Raw genomic sequence first — 16,250 nt, 5'->3', positions numbered from 1 at the left:
CCTTCATCAGTTGTGCGGGAGGCTCTGATGGCCAGTAGTCGTACCGGCCGGGCGCCCGCGCAGCGGGCCGTCAGGGTTCGTAGGCCTGCCGCGCCCCGCCCGCCCCGTGACAACCCCGTGCGGCGCCTCCGCAGGCGTGTGGAGCGGGCCTGGGACCGGCCGCTGACCGCGTACTACGTGATCCTCGGTGGTTCCCTGCTGATCACGGTGCTCGGGCTGGTGATGGTCTACTCGGCCTCCCAGATCACCGCGCTCCAGCTGTCGCTGCCCGGGTCCTTCTTCTTCCGCAAGCAGTTCCTGGCGGCCATGATCGGCGGCACCCTGCTGGTGGCAGCCTCACGGATGCCGGTGAAGCTGCACCGGGCGCTCGCCTACCCGATCCTCGCGGGCTCCGTCTTCATGATGGTCCTCGTGCAGGTGCCCGGGATAGGGGTGTCGATCAACGGCAACCAGAACTGGATCTCACTGGGCGGTTCCTTCCAGATCCAGCCGAGCGAGTTCGGCAAGCTCGCCCTGGTGCTGTGGGGCGCCGACCTGATCGCCCGCAAGGAGGACAAGCGACTGCTCGCGCAGTGGAAGCACATGCTGGTGCCGCTGGTCCCGGTGGCGTTCATGCTGCTCGGCCTGATCATGCTCGGCGGCGACATGGGGACGGCGATCATCCTCACCGCCATCCTGTTCGGGCTGCTGTGGCTGGCCGGGGCGCCCACGCGGCTGTTCGTGGGGGTGCTGTCCGTCGCCGCGTTCATCGGGCTGGTCCTCATCAAGACCAGCCCCAACCGCATGGCCCGCTTCGAGTGCATCGGCGCCACCGAGCCCGGCACCGGAGGCACCTCCTGCTGGCAGGCGGTGCACGGCATCTACGCGCTCGCCTCCGGTGGCCTGTTCGGTTCGGGCCTCGGCGCGAGTGTGGAAAAATGGGGGCAACTCCCCGAAGCGCACACGGACTTCATCTTCGCCGTCACCGGTGAGGAACTGGGCCTGGCGGGGACGCTGTCGGTGCTCGCCCTCTTCGCGGCCCTAGGCTATGCGGGTATCCGCGTGGCCGGACGCACGGAGGACCCCTTCGTGAGGTACGCCGCGGGAGGTGTGACCACCTGGATCACCGCTCAGGCGGTGATCAACATCGGTGCGGTGCTCGGCCTGCTGCCGATCGCCGGTGTCCCGCTCCCGCTGTTCTCCTACGGGGGTTCCGCCCTGCTTCCGACCATGTTCGCCATCGGACTGCTGATCGCCTTCGCACGCGACGAACCGGGTGCGCGGGCGGCGCTTTCGTTGCGGCAACCCCGCTTTGGTAGAAAGCGGGGGGCTGGGGGTTCTGCTCGGTCGGGAAGGCCGGCCGGAGTCTCCCGGAGATGGAACACGATGAGACGGCGTGCCTCGGCGGCGCGTACGTCCGGAGAGCGGTGAATTTCGGTGCATGTCGTACTCGCCGGCGGGGGGACCGCCGGCCACATCGAGCCCGCGCTCGCCCTCGCGGACGCCCTGCGCAGGGCTGATCCCACCGTCGGGATCACGGCCCTGGGCACGGAACGGGGTCTGGAGACCCGGCTCGTTCCCGAGCGGGGCTATGACCTGGCGCTGATCCCAGCGGTCCCCCTGCCGCGCAAGCCCACCCCGGAGCTGATCACCGTCCCCGGGCGGCTGCGCGGCACGATCAAGGCCGCCGAGCAGATCCTGGAGCGCACCAAGGCCGACGCGGTCGTCGGCTTCGGCGGCTATGTGGCCCTGCCCGGCTACCTCGCCGCCAAGCGCCTGGGGGTGCCGATCGTCGTCCACGAGGCCAACGCCCGCCCCGGCCTCGCCAACAAGATCGGCTCGCGGTACGCCGCCCAGGTCGCCGTCTCCACCCCGGACAGCAAGCTCCGCGGGGCCCGCTACATCGGCATCCCGCTGCGCCGCTCCATCGCCACCCTGGACCGGGCCGCCGTACGCCCCGAGGCCCGCGCCGCGTTCGGACTCGACCCGAGTCTGCCGACGCTGCTGGTCTCCGGCGGTTCGCAGGGCGCCCGCCACCTCAACGAGGTGGTCGAGCGGGTCGCGCCGTACCTCCAGCAGGCCGGAATCCAGATCCTGCACGCGGTCGGCCCGAAGAACGAACTGCCGCAGGTCCACCAGATGCCGGGGATGCCCCCCTACATCCCGGTACCGTACGTGGACCGGATGGACCTCGCGTACGCCGCGGCCGACATGATGCTGTGCCGTGCGGGCGCGATGACCGTCGCCGAACTCTCCGCCGTCGGACTCCCGGCCGCCTACGTCCCGCTGCCCATCGGCAACGGCGAACAGCGGCTGAACGCCCAGCCGCTGGTGAAGGCGGGGGGCGGAGTCCTGGTCGACGACGCGGAACTGACGCCCGAGTGGGTGCGGCAGAACGTCCTGCCCGTGCTCGCCGATCCGCACCGGCTGTACGAGATGTCCCGCGCCGCCAGCGAGTTCGGCCGTCGGGACGCCGACGACCTGCTCGTCGGCATGGTGTACGAGGCGATCGCCTCGCGCCACCGCTAGGGGCTGTTGTTCGGATCAGGCCGCAGGAAAACGACGGCGCCTCTTCGGCCGGCGTGAGCGGGGCGATGGGGGAGTCGGCAACCGACGACAACGCGGCAGATGTGCGCCCGCCGCGGAGCGGCTGATGTCACGGCCACCCCGCGTCTGCGGCATGATCCGAACGACAGGTCCCAGGGCGACGACGAGGGAAGGGCAGGGCGCGTGGCCGGAGCGACGACCGCCGAACGCGGCGAACGGCAGCAGGACACCTCCGGCCCGCCCCGCCGGACCGGCCTCCTCGGCCGGTTGGGGCCGCCCAGGCTGCGTACGGCCGTCATCCTGGCCCTCGCCCTGCTGATCCTCGGCGGAGGCGTCCTGTGGGTGCTGTACGGCTCCCGGTGGACGCGGGTGGAGCGCGTATCGGTGTCGGGGGCCGGGGTTCTGACGCAGGCACAGGTGCGCGAGGCCGCCGATGTGCCGGTCGGGGAACCGCTCGTTTCCGTCGACACCGATGCGATCGAGTCCCGACTGCTCCGGAAATTGCCCCGAATTGACTCGGTTGAGGCCACCCGGTCGTGGCCGCACGGAATCGGCCTGAAAGTGGTCGAGCGCACCCCTGTCCTGATTGTCGAAAGCGCTGGAAATGGGGGCAAGTATGTCGAAGTGGACGCGAAAGGCGTGCGATTCGCGACGGTTTCTCGTGCCCCCGAAGGCGTACCCGCATTGGAATTGACGCTGTCCCGGACCGGTTCGCAGACCGCGAGTCTGCGCCGCTTCGGCAGTGACCGGCTGACGCGGGAGGCGGTGCGGGTGGCGGGCGATCTGCCGAGTGCCGTCGCGCGCGCCACCAAAGTCGTCAAGGTCCGCTCGTACGACTCCATCTCGTTGGAGTTGGGCGACGGCCGGACCGTCGTGTGGGGGAGCGGGGAGCAGGGCGCGGCGAAGGCCCGCGCACTCACCGCACTCATGAAAGCAGCTCCCGGGGCGCGGCACTTCGACGTAAGTGTTCCCACGGCCCCTGCGTCATCGGGGAGTTGACGCTCATCCGTGCAGGCCAGCACCCTGGTTGGGCATGGCTATGCCTGATCACATAGGGTGAAAAGAAAAACGGGAGGTTCGGCGTGTTCGTTGAACGTGCGCCACTTGTCGACTTAGTGTCCTGTTCGGAAGAGTCCAAGGAACAGACACACTGGTAACCCTAAACTTCAACGTTAGGGTTCGGGTCGGCGTTCGGACCGTCCCACTTCGGCATGAGTTGTCCGTTCGTCGTATCGCGAACGGCGACACGTAACTCGAGGCGAGAGGCCTTCGACGTGGCAGCACCGCAGAACTACCTCGCAGTCATCAAAGTCATCGGTGTCGGCGGCGGTGGTGTCAATGCCATCAACCGGATGATCGAGGTCGGTCTGAAGGGCGTCGAGTTCATCGCCATCAACACCGATGCTCAGGCGCTGTTGATGAGCGACGCCGACGTCAAGCTCGACGTCGGCCGCGAACTCACCCGCGGACTCGGCGCCGGCGCCAACCCGGCCGTCGGCCGCAAGGCGGCAGAGGACCACCGCGAGGAGATCGAGGAGGTCCTCAAGGGGGCCGACATGGTCTTCGTGACCGCCGGCGAGGGCGGCGGCACCGGCACCGGCGGCGCGCCCGTCGTGGCCAACATCGCCCGCAACCTCGGCGCCCTCACCATCGGCGTGGTCACCCGCCCCTTCACCTTCGAAGGCCGGCGCCGCGCCAATCAGGCCGAGGACGGCATCGCGGAACTCCGCGAAGAGGTCGACACCCTCATCGTCATCCCCAACGACCGCCTGCTGTCCATCTCGGACCGCCAGGTCTCGGTCCTCGACGCCTTCAAGTCGGCGGACCAGGTCCTGCTCTCCGGTGTCCAGGGCATCACCGACCTGATCACCACCCCCGGTCTGATCAACCTCGACTTCGCCGACGTCAAGTCCGTGATGTCCGAGGCGGGTTCGGCCCTCATGGGCATCGGCTCGGCCCGCGGCGACGACCGTGCGGTGGCGGCGGCGGAGATGGCGATCTCCTCGCCGCTCCTCGAAGCCTCCATCGACGGCGCCCGGGGCGTCCTGCTCTCCATCTCCGGCGGCTCCGACCTCGGTCTGTTCGAGATCAACGAGGCCGCCCAACTGGTCAGTGAGGCCGCACACCCCGAGGCCAACATCATCTTCGGCGCCGTCATCGACGACGCCCTCGGTGACGAGGTCCGGGTCACGGTCATCGCGGCCGGCTTCGACGGGGGCCAGCCTCCGCCCAAGCGCGACAACATCCTCGGCTCGGCCGGCGCCAAGCGCGACGAACCCACGCCGGTACGGTCCACCGAGAGCCGTCCGTCCTTCGGGTCGCTCGGCAGCGTCACGCCGAGGGAGACCCCGGCCGCCCCGGAGCCGGTCAACGAACTGCCGGTCTCGCCGCCGGTCCCGCCGTCCCGGTCCTACTCGGACAGCGCGGCCGAGGAACTGGACGTGCCGGACTTCCTGAAGTGATAGGACAGCGCTCGGGAACGAGCGGTGCGAGCGGCGCGCACTTCGCCTTCACCGACCGGTGGGGCGGGGTGAGCGCCGTTCCGTTCGAGGAGCTCAACCTCGGCGGAGCGGTCGGCGACGCCCCGGACGCCGTACGCACGAATCGCGAACTGGCCGCCAAGTCCCTGGGCCTCGACCCGGAGCGGGTGGTCTGGATGAACCAGGTGCACGGCGATCTCGTCGCCGAGGTCGACGGGCCGTGGACCCGGCCCGCCCCGCCCGTGGACGGCCTGGTGACCGCCACCCGGGGGCTCGCCCTCGCCGTCCTCACCGCCGACTGCGTCCCGGTCCTGCTGGCCGACCCGGTCGCCGGGGTGGTCGCCGCGGCGCACGCGGGCCGGCCCGGTATGGTCGCCGGGATCGTCCCCGCCGCCGTGGACGCGATGGAATCACTCGGCGCCGACCCCACCCGGATCGTCGCCCGCACCGGCCCCGCCGTCTGCGGCCGGTGCTACGAAGTACCGGAGGAGATGCGCGCCGACGTCGCCGCCGTCGAACCCGCGGCGTACGCCGAGACCAGCTGGGGCACTCCGGCGGTCGACGTGGCCGCCGGAGTCCACGCACAGCTGGAGCGGCTCGGGGTGCGCGACCGGGAACAGTCGCCGGTGTGCACCCGGGAGTCCGCCGACCACTTCTCGTACCGACGGGACCGCACGACCGGGCGGCTCGCAGGCTATGTCTGGCTGGACTGATAGGACATGACGGACCGCAAGGGCGAACTCGCCGCAAATCTGGCGGCAGTGGAGGAGCGCATCGCGACGGCCTGCTCGGCGGCGGGCCGCAAGCGGGAGGAGGTGACGCTGATCGTCGTCACCAAGACCTACCCCGCGAGCGATGTGCGGATTCTGTGCGAGCTGGGTGTGCGTCATGTGGCCGAAAATCGGGACCAGGACGCGGCACCCAAGGCCGAGGCGTGCGCGGATCTGCCGCTCACCTGGCACTTCGTGGGCCAGTTGCAGACCAACAAGGTGCGTTCCGTGGTCGGTTACGCCGGGGTCGTACAGTCCGTCGACCGCGACCGGCTGGTCTCCGGACTGTCCAGGGAAGCGGTACGGGCCGGGCGTGAGGTGGGCTGCCTGATCCAGGTGGCGCTCGACACGGAGGAGAGCGGGCGCGGGGAGCGTGGGGGCGTGGGGCCGGGCGGGATCGGGGAGTTGGCCGGCCTCGTGGCGCGGGCAGAGGGGCTCAGGCTCGACGGGCTGATGACCGTCGCGCCGCTGGCCGGACCGTACGCGGGACGTGAACTGGCAGCCTTCGAGCGGCTGATGGATTTGTCGACTGCTATGCGCCGCACGCATCCGGCTGCGAACATGGTGTCCGCAGGGATGAGTGCGGACCTCGAACAGGCCGTGGCGGTCGGAGCGACACATGTGCGCGTCGGCAGTGCGGTACTCGGAGTCCGTCCCAGGCTCGGGTAACGTCGCCAGGAAGTCGGACCACAGCAGAAAATATGGTCATTACCGCCGAAAGGCGGTCATAACGGCCTCGTGGATCGCGGGCACTTGGCATTCGTCAGTCGATCCACCACAGAGCGGAGGACTCAGAGCATGGCCGGCGCGATGCGCAAGATGGCGGTCTACCTCGGCCTCGTGGAGGACGATGGGTACGACGGCCGGGGTTTCGACCCCGATGACGACTTCGAGCCCGAACTGGACCCGGAACCCGAGCGCGACCTGCGGCGGCATGAGCCCTCGCGCCAGTCGCACGGTTCGCATCAGTCCCACCAGTCTCATCAGTCCCAAAGGGACGAATCGGTACGAGTGGTGCAGCCTCCCGCACCGCGTGATCCGGTGCCGCATTCCGCTTCGTTGGGCGCGGAATCGGGGCGTCCGGCGCGGATCGCGCCCGTGGCATCCATCACACAAGAACGTCAAAGCATGGAGAAGAACGCACCGGTGATCATGCCCAAGGTCGTGTCGGAACGAGAGCCTTACCGGATCACCACGCTCCACCCCCGGACCTACAACGAGGCCCGTACCATCGGGGAACACTTCCGTGAGGGCACGCCTGTGATCATGAATCTCACTGAGATGGATGACACAGATGCAAAGCGACTTGTCGACTTTGCTGCCGGTTTGGTGTTTGGTCTTCACGGCAGCATCGAGCGGGTGACGCAGAAGGTGTTCCTGTTGTCGCCTGCTAACGTCGATGTCACGGCGGAGGACAAGGCCCGCATCGCAGAGGGCGGGTTCTTCAACCAGAGCTGAGACGCACGACCGGAACAGCGGTAACAAGGCAGTACGAACAGCGGTATCCAGCAGCAGGGAAACAGGGGAGAGGGACGCACGGATCATGAGCGTGGTTGGACAGATTCTCTACATCGCGCTGATGTGCTTTCTCATCGTGCTGATCTTCCGGTTGGTCATGGACTACGTCTTCCAGTTCGCCCGCTCATGGCAGCCCGGCAAGGCGATGGTGGTCGTTCTGGAGGCCACCTACACTGTCACTGATCCACCGCTCAAGCTTCTGCGGCGGGTCATCCCGCCGTTGCGTCTCGGGGGCGTGGCGCTCGACCTGTCCTTCTTCGTACTGATGATCATCGTGTACATCCTGATCACTGTCGTCAGGCAGGTGTTGGTGTGAACGATACGGTCTTGCCGAATGCCGACGACTACGTTGAGGTGAAGAGATGCCATTGACCCCCGAGGATGTGCGGAACAAGCAGTTCACGACCGTCCGCCTCCGAGAAGGCTATGACGAGGACGAGGTCGATGCCTTCCTCGACGAGGTCGAAGCCGAACTGACGCGCCTGCTCCGCGAGAACGAGGATCTGCGCGCCAAGCTGGCCGCTGCCACGCGTGCCGCTGCGCAGAACCAGCAGCAGGGCATGCGCAAGCCTCCTGAACAGCAGGATCAGCAGCAGGGGATGCAGCAACAGGGCATGCCCCAGCAAGGTATGCCGCAGCAGGGTATGCGAGGCCCCGGCGGCCCGGTGCCCGCCGGCATATCGGGCCCGCCGCAGCAGCAGATGGGCGGCCCCATGGGCGGTCCGCCCCAGCTGCCCAGCGGTGCGCCGCAGTTGCCCCCCGGCCCGAACGGCCAGGGCGGTCCGCAGGGTCCCGGTCAGATGGGCCAGGGCCCCATGGGTCAGGGTCCGATGGGCCAGGGCGGCATGCAGGGCCAGGGCGGTATGCAGGGTCAGATGGGCCAGGGCCCCATGGGTCAGGGTCCGATGGGCCAGGGCGGCATGCAGGGCCAGATGCAGCAGATGCCCGGTCAGCAGATGCAGGGTCAGATGCAGCAGATGGGCGGCCCGATGGGCGGACCCATGGGTGGTCCCCCGCAGATGGGCGGACCCGGTCAGGGTCCCGGTGGCGACAGCGCCGCGCGTGTTCTCTCGCTGGCCCAGCAGACCGCCGACCAGGCGATCGCCGAGGCCCGTTCCGAGGCCAACAAGATCGTCGGCGAGGCCCGCAGCCGCGCCGAGGGCCTGGAGCGCGACGCCCGCGCCAAGGCCGACGCGCTGGAGCGGGACGCGCAGGAGAAGCACCGCGTCGCGATGGGCTCCCTGGAGTCCGCCCGCGCCACGCTGGAGCGCAAGGTCGAGGATCTGCGAGGCTTCGAGCGTGAGTACCGGACCCGCCTGAAGTCCTACCTGGAGTCGCAGCTGCGTCAGCTGGAGACCCAGGCCGACGACTCGCTGGCTCCGCCGCGTACTCCGGCCACGGCCTCTCTGCCGCCGTCCCCGGCGCCCTCGATGGCTCCGGCCGGCGCGAGCGCCCCGTCGTACGGCGGCAACCAGGGCATGGGCCCCGGCCCGGCCGGCCCGTCCTACGGCGGCCAGCAGCAGATGTCCCCGGCCATGACCCAGCCCATGGCTCCGGTCCGGCCGCAGGGCCCGTCTCCGATGGGTCAGGCTCCCTCGCCGATGCGCGGCTTCCTGATCGACGAGGACGACAACTGACGGCCTCTAGTACGCCTTAGGCGTCGGCGGCGTTCAGGGCGGGGCCCCGGATTTTTCTTCCGGGGCCCCGCCCTTTTGCCGTGCCTGGGCGCGGGGCGGGAACGCCGAAGGCCCGGTCCCGCCAAGCTGCTTGGCGGGACCGGGCCTTCGTACGTGCTTGCAGCGGGTGCTGCTACGCCTTGCGCAGGCGGAACGTCAGCGACAGGCCCTCGTCCGTGAACGGGTCCCCGTATGTGTCGTCCGCCTCACTTCCGCCGAAGTCCGTGGCGAGGACCTCGTCGGAGATCAGGCCCGAGTGCTCGGTCAGGGCCGCGGTGACCGCCGGGTCCGTGGACGTCCAGCGGAGCGCGATGCGGTCGGCCACGTCGAGGCCGCTGTTCTTGCGGGCCTCCTGGATCAGACGGATCGCGTCACGGGCGAGGCCCGCCTGGCGCAGCTCCTCCGTGATCTCCAGGTCGAGGGCGACCGTCGCACCCGAGTCGGACGCCACCGACCAGCCCTCGCGCGGGGTCTCCGTGATGATGACCTCGTCCGGTGCCAGCGTGACCGTCTCGCCGTCGACCTCCACCGACGCCGTGCCCGCGCGCAGGGCGAGGGACAGCGCGGCCGCGTCGGCGTTCGCGACGGCCTTCGCCACGTCCTGGACGCGCTTGCCGAACCGCTTGCCCAGGGCGCGGAAGTTGGCCTTGGCGGTGGTGTCGACCAGCGAGCCGCCCACCTCGGAGAGGGACGCGAGGGAGCTGACGTTGAGCTCCTCCGTGATCTGCGCGTGCAGTTCGCGGTCCAGGGTGTCGAAGCCCGTCGCCGCGACCAGCGCGCGCGACAGCGGCTGACGCGTCTTCACGCCCGACTCCGCGCGCGTGGCCCGGCCGAGCTCCACCAGCCGCCGTACGAGCACCATCTGCTTCGACAGCTCCGGGTCGATCGCGGACAGGTCCGCCTCGGGCCAGGAGGTCAGGTGTACGGATTCGGGGGTGCCGGGGGTCACCGGCACCACCAGGTCCTGCCAGACCCGCTCGGTGATGAACGGGGTCAGCGGGGCCATCAGCTTCGTGACCGTCTCGACGACCTCGTGCAGGGTGCGCAGCGCGGCCTTGTCGCCCTGCCAGAAGCGGCGGCGGGAGCGGCGGACGTACCAGTTGGACAGGTCGTCGACGAACGCCGACAGGAGCTTGCCGGCGCGCTGGGTGTCGTACGACTCCAGCGCCTGGGTCACCTGGTCGGTGAGGGCGTGGAGTTCGGACAGGAGCCAGCGGTCCAGGACCGGGCGGTCGGCCGGGGCCGGGTCCGCCGCGGACGGGGCCCAGTTCGACGTACGCGCGTACAGGGCCTGGAAGGCGACCGTGTTCCAGTACGTGAGGAGCGTCTTGCGGACGACCTCCTGGATCGTGCCGTGGCCGACGCGGCGGGCCGACCAGGGGGAGCCGCCGGCCGCCATGAACCAGCGGACCGCGTCGGCGCCGTGCTGGTCCATCAGCGGGATCGGCTGGAGGGTGTTGCCCAGGTGCTTGGACATCTTGCGGCCGTCCTCGGCGAGGATGTGGCCCAGGCAGACCACGTTCTCGTACGACGACTTGTCGAAGACAAGGGTGCCGACGGCCATCAGCGTGTAGAACCAGCCACGCGTCTGGTCGATGGCCTCGCTGATGAACTGCGCCGGGTAGCGAGACTCGAACAGCTCCTTGTTCTTGTACGGGTATCCCCACTGCGCGAACGGCATCGAACCCGAGTCGTACCAGGCGTCGATGACCTCGGGCACGCGCGTGGCGGTCTGACCGCAGTCGCCCTGGGGGCAGGCGAAGGTGACCGCGTCGATGAAGGGGCGGTGCGGGTCCAGGTCCGACTGGTCGGTGCCCGTGAGCTGGGTCAGCTCCGCGCGGGAGCCGACGACCGTGAGGTGGTCGTCCTCGCAGCGCCAGATCGGCAGCGGGGTGCCCCAGTAGCGGCTGCGGGAGAGCGCCCAGTCGATGTTGTTGTTCAGCCAGTCCCCGAAGCGGCCGTTCTTGACCGTGTCCGGGTGCCAGTTGGTCTTCTCGTTCTCCTGGAGGAGACGGTCCTTGACGGCGGTGGTGCGGATGTACCAGGACGGCTGCGCGTAGTAGAGGAGCGCGGTGTGGCAGCGCCAGCAGTGCGGGTAGCTGTGTTCGTACGGGATGTGCTTGAAGAGCAGCCCGCGCGCGTGGAGGTCCTCGGTGAGCTTTTCGTCCGCCTTCTTGAAGAAGACGCCCCCTACGAGGGGGACTTCTTCTTCGAAGGTGCCGTCGGGGCGGACCGGGTTCACGACCGGCAGGCCGTACGCGCGGCACACCTTGAGGTCTTCCTCACCGAAAGCGGGGGACTGGTGGACCAGGCCCGTACCGTCCTCGGTCGTCACGTAGTCCGCGTTCACCACGTAGTGGGTGGGCACGTCCTTCGGGAACTCGACCAGCTCGAACGGACGTTGATAGGACCAGCGCTCCATCTCGGCGCCGGTGAAGGTCTGGCCCGTGGACTGCCACTCCTCGCCGAGCGCCTTGGTGAGCAGCGGCTCGGCGACCACGAGCTTCTCGGCGCCGTTCGTCGCCACGGTGTACGTGACGTCGGGGTGGGCGGCGACAGCGGTGTTGGAGACCAGCGTCCAGGGCGTCGTCGTCCAGACGACGAGGGCCGCCTCGCCGGCCAGCGGACCGGAGGTGAGCGGGAAACGGACGTACACGGAGGGGTCGACGACCGTCTCGTAGCCCTGGGCAAGCTCGTGGTCCGAGAGGCCCGTGCCGCAGCGGGGGCACCAGGGGGCGACGCGGTGGTCCTGCTTCAGCAGGCCCTTGTTGAAGATCTCCTTCAGCGACCACCAGACCGACTCGATGTACTCGGGGTCCATCGTGCGGTAGGGGTCCTTGAGGTCCGTCCAGTACCCCATGCGGGTCGTGAGCGCCTCGAAGGCGTCCGTGTGGCGGGTCACCGACTCGCGGCACTTGGCGTTGAACTCGGCGATGCCGTACGCCTCGATGTCCTGCTTACCGGTGAAGCCCAGCTCCTTCTCGACCGCCAGCTCCACGGGGAGGCCGTGGCAGTCCCAGCCGGCCTTGCGGGCCACGTGGTAGCCGCGCATGGTGCGGAAGCGCGGGAACACGTCCTTGAAGACGCGGGCCTCGATGTGGTGGGCGCCCGGCATGCCGTTCGCGGTGGGCGGGCCCTCGTAGAACACCCATTCGGGGTTCCCCTCGGACTGCTCAAGGGTCTTGGCGAAGATCTTCTGCTCGCGCCAGAAGTCGAGCACGGCGTGCTCAAGGGCGGGCAGGTCGACCTGGGCGGGCACCTGGCGGTACGTCGGCGTTGTCATCAGCGAGCTTCCTCCGGCGGACTTTCTGCCTTCCGTCGGAGGGACGAGAGCCGGAATTCTCCGGACGCCGTGTACGGCGTACTCCCGCGGTACCACCCTCCTTGGCTCCCCGGTGCGTCGTGCACACCGGTGAGCCCCCTCATTGGGGTCGCGATGCCGGGTCTACTGGCCTCGGCTGTCCTGCTCGCCTTGCTGCGGCCTTCTTCCGGCGGCTCCGGGGTGATCTTCGCGTCGCGCTCGCCCCCGGGCTTCCACCGTCCCCGGGTCGCTCTGGGCTGCGTACGCCGCTACTCGTCCCCATCCACGCTTCTCGCTCCGCCCAGTGTACGGCGCCCCACCGACAGCGGCCGACCGGTTTTCCGGACCCGGTTCAGGCCTCGGCGGCGGCCTGGCCGACGGGGCGTTTCCGGGCCCGGACTGACCCGAATGGCGAGGGGCGGGTGCCCGGATTCCGGGACGCGCGGCTCGGCGGATTACCCGGCGGGGAGCTGGGCACAACGCATGCAGGCTTGCCCCGCGGGACCGGCGGGGCGGGCGAATCGGGCGGCGTGCCCCGTTGCCGCGGGACTCAAGTCGATTTATCGTCCCAGCACGATTCGCGAGCAAGATCACAATATGTGAAGGGGCCGCGGCCATGGTGGCGAAAAAGACCGCCGTACAGCAGTCGGCGTCCAGTAGATCCACGGCTGCGGGGGCCTCCGGCGGTACGGGTGGCAGCGGCAGGGGTAGCAAGGGGACGGGCGCGAAGAAGAGCGTCCGCGGAGGGGCGGCGGGCGGTTCGACGGGGGGTTCTGGTGCTGGGACGGCGGGGGTGAAGCGGGTTGTCGCGAAGAAGGCCGTCGTGAAGACGACGGCGGCTTCGAAGGCCGCCTCCCAGAAGGCCGTCCCGAAGAAGAGCGCCGCAAGGAAGAGCGTCGCTGAGGAAGCGGTTGCGGGGGCCGGGAGACCTGCCGGCGAGAAGACCGCGGTGAAGGAAACGGTGGCCAGGAAGGCGGCAGGCAAGAAGGCCGTAGCAAAGAAGGCCGTAGCAAAGAAGGCGGTGGGCAAGAAAACGGCTGGCGCGAAAACAGCTGGTACGAAAACGGTGGCCAAGAAGGCTGTCGCTGAGAAAGCCGTTGGGAAGAAGACCGCTGCCTCCAGGAGCACCGCAGCTCAGGGTGGCGCCGGCAAACGCACCTCCACTAAGAGCACGGCCAATAAGGCGGGCGCGGCCGAGGCCGCGAAGACGACGGGAGCCACGACGGTGGTTGCGAAGAAGACTCCTGGCACGGCCACGGCGGCGAAGAAGCCCAGCGCGGTACCCAAGGCGCGGATCGTCGCGGCGGTGGAGCCGGGCGAGCTCGCCGTACGCCCCGGTGAGGACCCATGGACCCCGGAGGAGGTGGCGGGGGCACGTGCCGAGCTGCAGTCCGAGGTGCAGCGGCTGCGCGCCGAGATCGCGTCGTCCGAGCAGTCGCTCGTGGGTCTGATGCGGGACTCCGGGGACGGCGCGGGCGACGACCAGGCGGACACCGGTACCAAGAACATCACGCGCGAGCACGAGATGGCGCTGGCGGCCAACGCGCGCGAGGTACTCGTCCAGGACGAGCGGGCGCTGGAGCGGCTGGACGCGGGCACGTACGGCCTGTGCGAGAACTGCGGCAGCCCGATCGGCAAGGCACGCATGCAGGCCTTCCCGCGCGCGACGCTGTGCGTCGAGTGCAAGCAGAAGGAGGAACGGCGCTACTGAGCGGTGGTGGACCGGTCGTGGGCCGGTCCACGGGAGCTTCTGGTGCTTCTGGTACTTCTCGTCCGTCGATTCGCCGCCGTGTGCCTCCTGCACTGCTGTGTGCCAGGAGGCGTGTCGTACTCTCGTCCTCAGTCAGGCACCTAGGTTGAGGGACTCACGTGGCAGAGGCGGAGCGCATCATCGGTACGCCGGATATCCCAGACGCGGCGGGGTCCGAGCCGGAGACCCCGGACGAGCGGCCCCGGGGCAAGCGCCGGGTCGTCGTGCTGTTCACGGTCGCCTCGCTGGCGTACGCGCTGGACCTGGTCAGCAAGATGATCGTGGTCGCGAAGCTGGAGCACCACGCGCCGATCGAGATCATCGGGGACTGGCTGAGGTTCGAGGCGATCCGCAACGCGGGCGCGGCCTTCGGCTTCGGCGAGGCCTTCACCGTGATCTTCACGGTGATCGCGGCGGCCGTGATCGTCGTGATCGCCCGCCTGGCCCGCAAGCTCTACAGCCTGCCCTGGGCGATCGCGCTCGGTCTGCTGCTGGGCGGCGCGCTGGGCAACCTGACCGACCGGATCTTCCGCTCGCCGGGCGTCTTCGAGGGCGCGGTCGTCGACTTCATCGCACCCAAGCACTTCGCGGTCTTCAACCTGGCCGACTCGGCGATCGTCTGCGGCGGCATCCTGATCGTGCTGCTGTCCTTCAAGGGGCTCGACCCGGACGGGACCGTCCACAAGGACTGAGCAGAGAGGGTGCGGGAAGGCCGGGTCGGCGGGTTATCCACAGGCTCCGGTCGGGGGCGTCGGGCCAGTCCTGCATACTCGACGGGTGAGCACCATTCCCGAGATCCGCAACCTGCCCGTGCCGGACGGCCTGGAGGGCGAGCGCGTCGACGCTGCCATCTCCCGCATGTTCGGCTTCTCCCGTACGAAGGCCGCCGAGCTGGCCGCGGCGGGGAAGGTCACGGTCGACGGCTCGGTGGTCGGCAAGTCGGAGCGGGTGCACGGCGGCGCCTGGCTCGAGGTCGAGATGCCGCAGGCACCCGCGCCCGTGCAGGTGGTGGCCGAGCCCGTCGAGGGCATGGTGATCGTGCACGACGACGACGACATCGTCGTGATCGTCAAGCCCGTCGGCGTGGCCGCGCATCCGTCGCCCGGCTGGACCGGGACGACCGTCATCGGTGGGCTCGCCGCCGCCGGCTACCGCATCTCCACCTCCGGTGCCGCCGAGCGCCAGGGCATCGTGCACCGGCTCGACGTCGGCACGTCCGGCCTGATGGCGGTCGCCAAGTCGGAGCGCGCGTACACGTCGCTCAAGCGCCAGTTCAAGGAGCGCACCGTCGACAAGCGCTACCACGCGCTGGTCCAGGGCCACCCCGACCCGATGAGCGGCACGATCGACGCGCCCATCGGCCGGCACCCCACCCACGACTACAAGTGGGCGGTCACGGCCGAGGGTAAGCCGTCCGTCACGCACTACGACCTCATCGAGGCGTTCCGCGCGGCCTCCCTGCTCGATGTGAAGCTGGAGACCGGCCGCACCCACCAGATCCGCGTCCACATGGCCGCCCACCGGCACCCCTGCGTCGGCGACCTGACGTACGGGGCGGACCCGACGCTCTCCAAGCGGCTCGGTCTGACCCGCCAGTGGCTGCACGCCGTACGCCTCGGCTTCGAGCACCCGGGGGACGGGACGTGGGTCGAGTTCGAGAGCGACTACCCGGACGACCTGGCGCAGGCCCTGGAGCAGGTCCGCGAGGAGACGTACGCGTGAGCCAGCCGTCGTACGCGGTGCGTGTCGTTGATGATCCCGCCGACCGCGAGGCCTGCTTCGCGGTGCGCAAGGAGGTCTTCGTCGTCGAACAGCGGGTGCCGCAGGAGCTGGAGTACGACGAGTACGACGCGGGCGCGGTGCATGTGCTGGCCGTCCGGGAGGACGGGGTGGCGCTCGGCACGGGGCGGCTGCTGTACGGGGCGGCGGCGGCCGGGCGGACCGGCGGTGACCTGTCCGTGGGGTCGCTCGGGCGGCTCGCGGTGCGGAAGGAAGCGCGGGGGCTCGGGGTCGGGGTCGCGCTCGTGCGGGGTATCGAGGATGCGGCTCGGGAGTTGGGGCTGGTCGCCGTTGATCTGCATGCGCAGACCTCGGCGTCGGGGTTCTATGAACGGCTCGGGTATGCGGGGTACGGGGACGAGTTCTCCGAGGCCGGCATCGCGCATCTGGCGATGCGCCGCTCTTTTTGAGTTTTCTCTCCCACCCGCGCACCGCCCGTGGCGAGTCCGT

General features: G+C 69.5%; 14 protein-coding genes. 13 read left to right on the top strand and 1 reads right to left on the bottom strand.

Annotation, left to right across the window (positions count from 1 at the left end; genetic code table 11):
* Positions 1–27: 27 nt before the first annotated feature.
* The 9 genes from ftsW to ACH4TV_RS01190 all read left to right on the top strand — a co-directional run bounded on the left by ftsW (position 28) and on the right by ACH4TV_RS01190 (position 8,931).
* A complete protein-coding gene (gene ftsW / locus ACH4TV_RS01230; RefSeq protein ID WP_398392968.1) occupies positions 28–1,410 on the top strand; it encodes a putative lipid II flippase FtsW in 1,383 nt (460 codons plus the stop codon).
* 6 nt (positions 1,411–1,416) lie between these two features.
* Positions 1,417–2,508 carry an undecaprenyldiphospho-muramoylpentapeptide beta-N-acetylglucosaminyltransferase gene (gene murG / locus ACH4TV_RS01225; protein ID WP_398392966.1) on the top strand — a complete coding sequence of 364 codons (1,092 nt, stop codon included), beginning with the start codon at positions 1,417–1,419 and terminating at the stop codon, positions 2,506–2,508.
* Between the two features lie 201 nt (positions 2,509–2,709).
* Positions 2,710–3,525 (top strand): cell division protein FtsQ/DivIB, encoded by an 816-nt coding sequence (locus tag ACH4TV_RS01220; RefSeq protein WP_398392964.1) that lies wholly within the window; start codon positions 2,710–2,712, stop codon positions 3,523–3,525.
* A 275-nt stretch (positions 3,526–3,800) separates the two neighbouring features.
* Entirely contained in the window at positions 3,801–4,988 is a 1,188-nt protein-coding gene (ftsZ, locus tag ACH4TV_RS01215) for a cell division protein FtsZ (protein ID WP_398392962.1), read from the top strand.
* Positions 4,985–5,719, top strand: coding sequence for a peptidoglycan editing factor PgeF (gene pgeF, locus ACH4TV_RS01210; RefSeq protein ID WP_398392960.1), 735 nt, complete (start codon positions 4,985–4,987; stop codon positions 5,717–5,719). The genes ftsZ and pgeF overlap by 4 nt, the downstream gene beginning before the upstream one ends.
* Positions 5,720–5,725: 6 nt before the next feature.
* Complete coding sequence (locus tag ACH4TV_RS01205) at positions 5,726–6,445, top strand: YggS family pyridoxal phosphate-dependent enzyme (protein WP_398392958.1); 720 nt, start codon at positions 5,726–5,728, stop codon at positions 6,443–6,445.
* A gap of 129 nt (positions 6,446–6,574) precedes the next feature.
* Positions 6,575–7,234, top strand: coding sequence for a cell division protein SepF (locus tag ACH4TV_RS01200; protein ID WP_398392956.1), 660 nt, complete (start codon positions 6,575–6,577; stop codon positions 7,232–7,234).
* Between the two features lie 85 nt (positions 7,235–7,319).
* Positions 7,320–7,610, top strand: a complete 291-nt coding sequence (locus tag ACH4TV_RS01195; RefSeq protein WP_330291705.1) for a YggT family protein — start codon at positions 7,320–7,322, stop codon at positions 7,608–7,610.
* Between the two features lie 46 nt (positions 7,611–7,656).
* Positions 7,657–8,931 carry a DivIVA domain-containing protein gene (locus tag ACH4TV_RS01190; protein WP_398392954.1) on the top strand — a complete coding sequence of 425 codons (1,275 nt, stop codon included), beginning with the start codon at positions 7,657–7,659 and terminating at the stop codon, positions 8,929–8,931.
* 172 nt (positions 8,932–9,103) lie between these two features.
* Here the strand turns inward: ACH4TV_RS01190 and ileS are convergent, their stop codons facing one another.
* Positions 9,104–12,253 (bottom strand): isoleucine--tRNA ligase, encoded by a 3,150-nt coding sequence (ileS, locus tag ACH4TV_RS01185; protein WP_398392952.1) that lies wholly within the window; start codon positions 12,251–12,253, stop codon positions 9,104–9,106.
* Between the two features lie 634 nt (positions 12,254–12,887).
* Here ileS and ACH4TV_RS01180 point away from each other — a divergent pair.
* From ACH4TV_RS01180 to ACH4TV_RS01165, 4 genes are all read left to right on the top strand, one after another.
* The gene (locus ACH4TV_RS01180) at positions 12,888–13,982 is read left to right on the top strand and encodes a TraR/DksA family transcriptional regulator (protein ID WP_398392950.1); all 1,095 of its coding nucleotides are present in this window, start codon (positions 12,888–12,890) and stop codon (positions 13,980–13,982) included.
* Positions 13,983–14,140: 158 nt separating this feature from the next.
* Positions 14,141–14,713 (top strand): signal peptidase II, encoded by a 573-nt coding sequence (lspA, locus tag ACH4TV_RS01175; protein ID WP_398392948.1) that lies wholly within the window; start codon positions 14,141–14,143, stop codon positions 14,711–14,713.
* An 85-nt stretch (positions 14,714–14,798) separates the two neighbouring features.
* Positions 14,799–15,743 carry an RluA family pseudouridine synthase gene (locus tag ACH4TV_RS01170; protein WP_398392946.1) on the top strand — a complete coding sequence of 315 codons (945 nt, stop codon included), beginning with the start codon at positions 14,799–14,801 and terminating at the stop codon, positions 15,741–15,743.
* Positions 15,740–16,210 (top strand): GNAT family N-acetyltransferase, encoded by a 471-nt coding sequence (locus tag ACH4TV_RS01165; protein WP_398392944.1) that lies wholly within the window; start codon positions 15,740–15,742, stop codon positions 16,208–16,210. The genes ACH4TV_RS01170 and ACH4TV_RS01165 overlap by 4 nt, the downstream gene beginning before the upstream one ends.
* Positions 16,211–16,250: the final 40 nt, after the last annotated feature.

It is taken from the genome of Streptomyces sp. NPDC020898 (assembly GCF_044333925.1).
Classification (GTDB): domain Bacteria; phylum Actinomycetota; class Actinomycetes; order Streptomycetales; family Streptomycetaceae; genus Streptomyces.
This window is presented reverse-complemented; position numbering and strand designations above follow the sequence as displayed.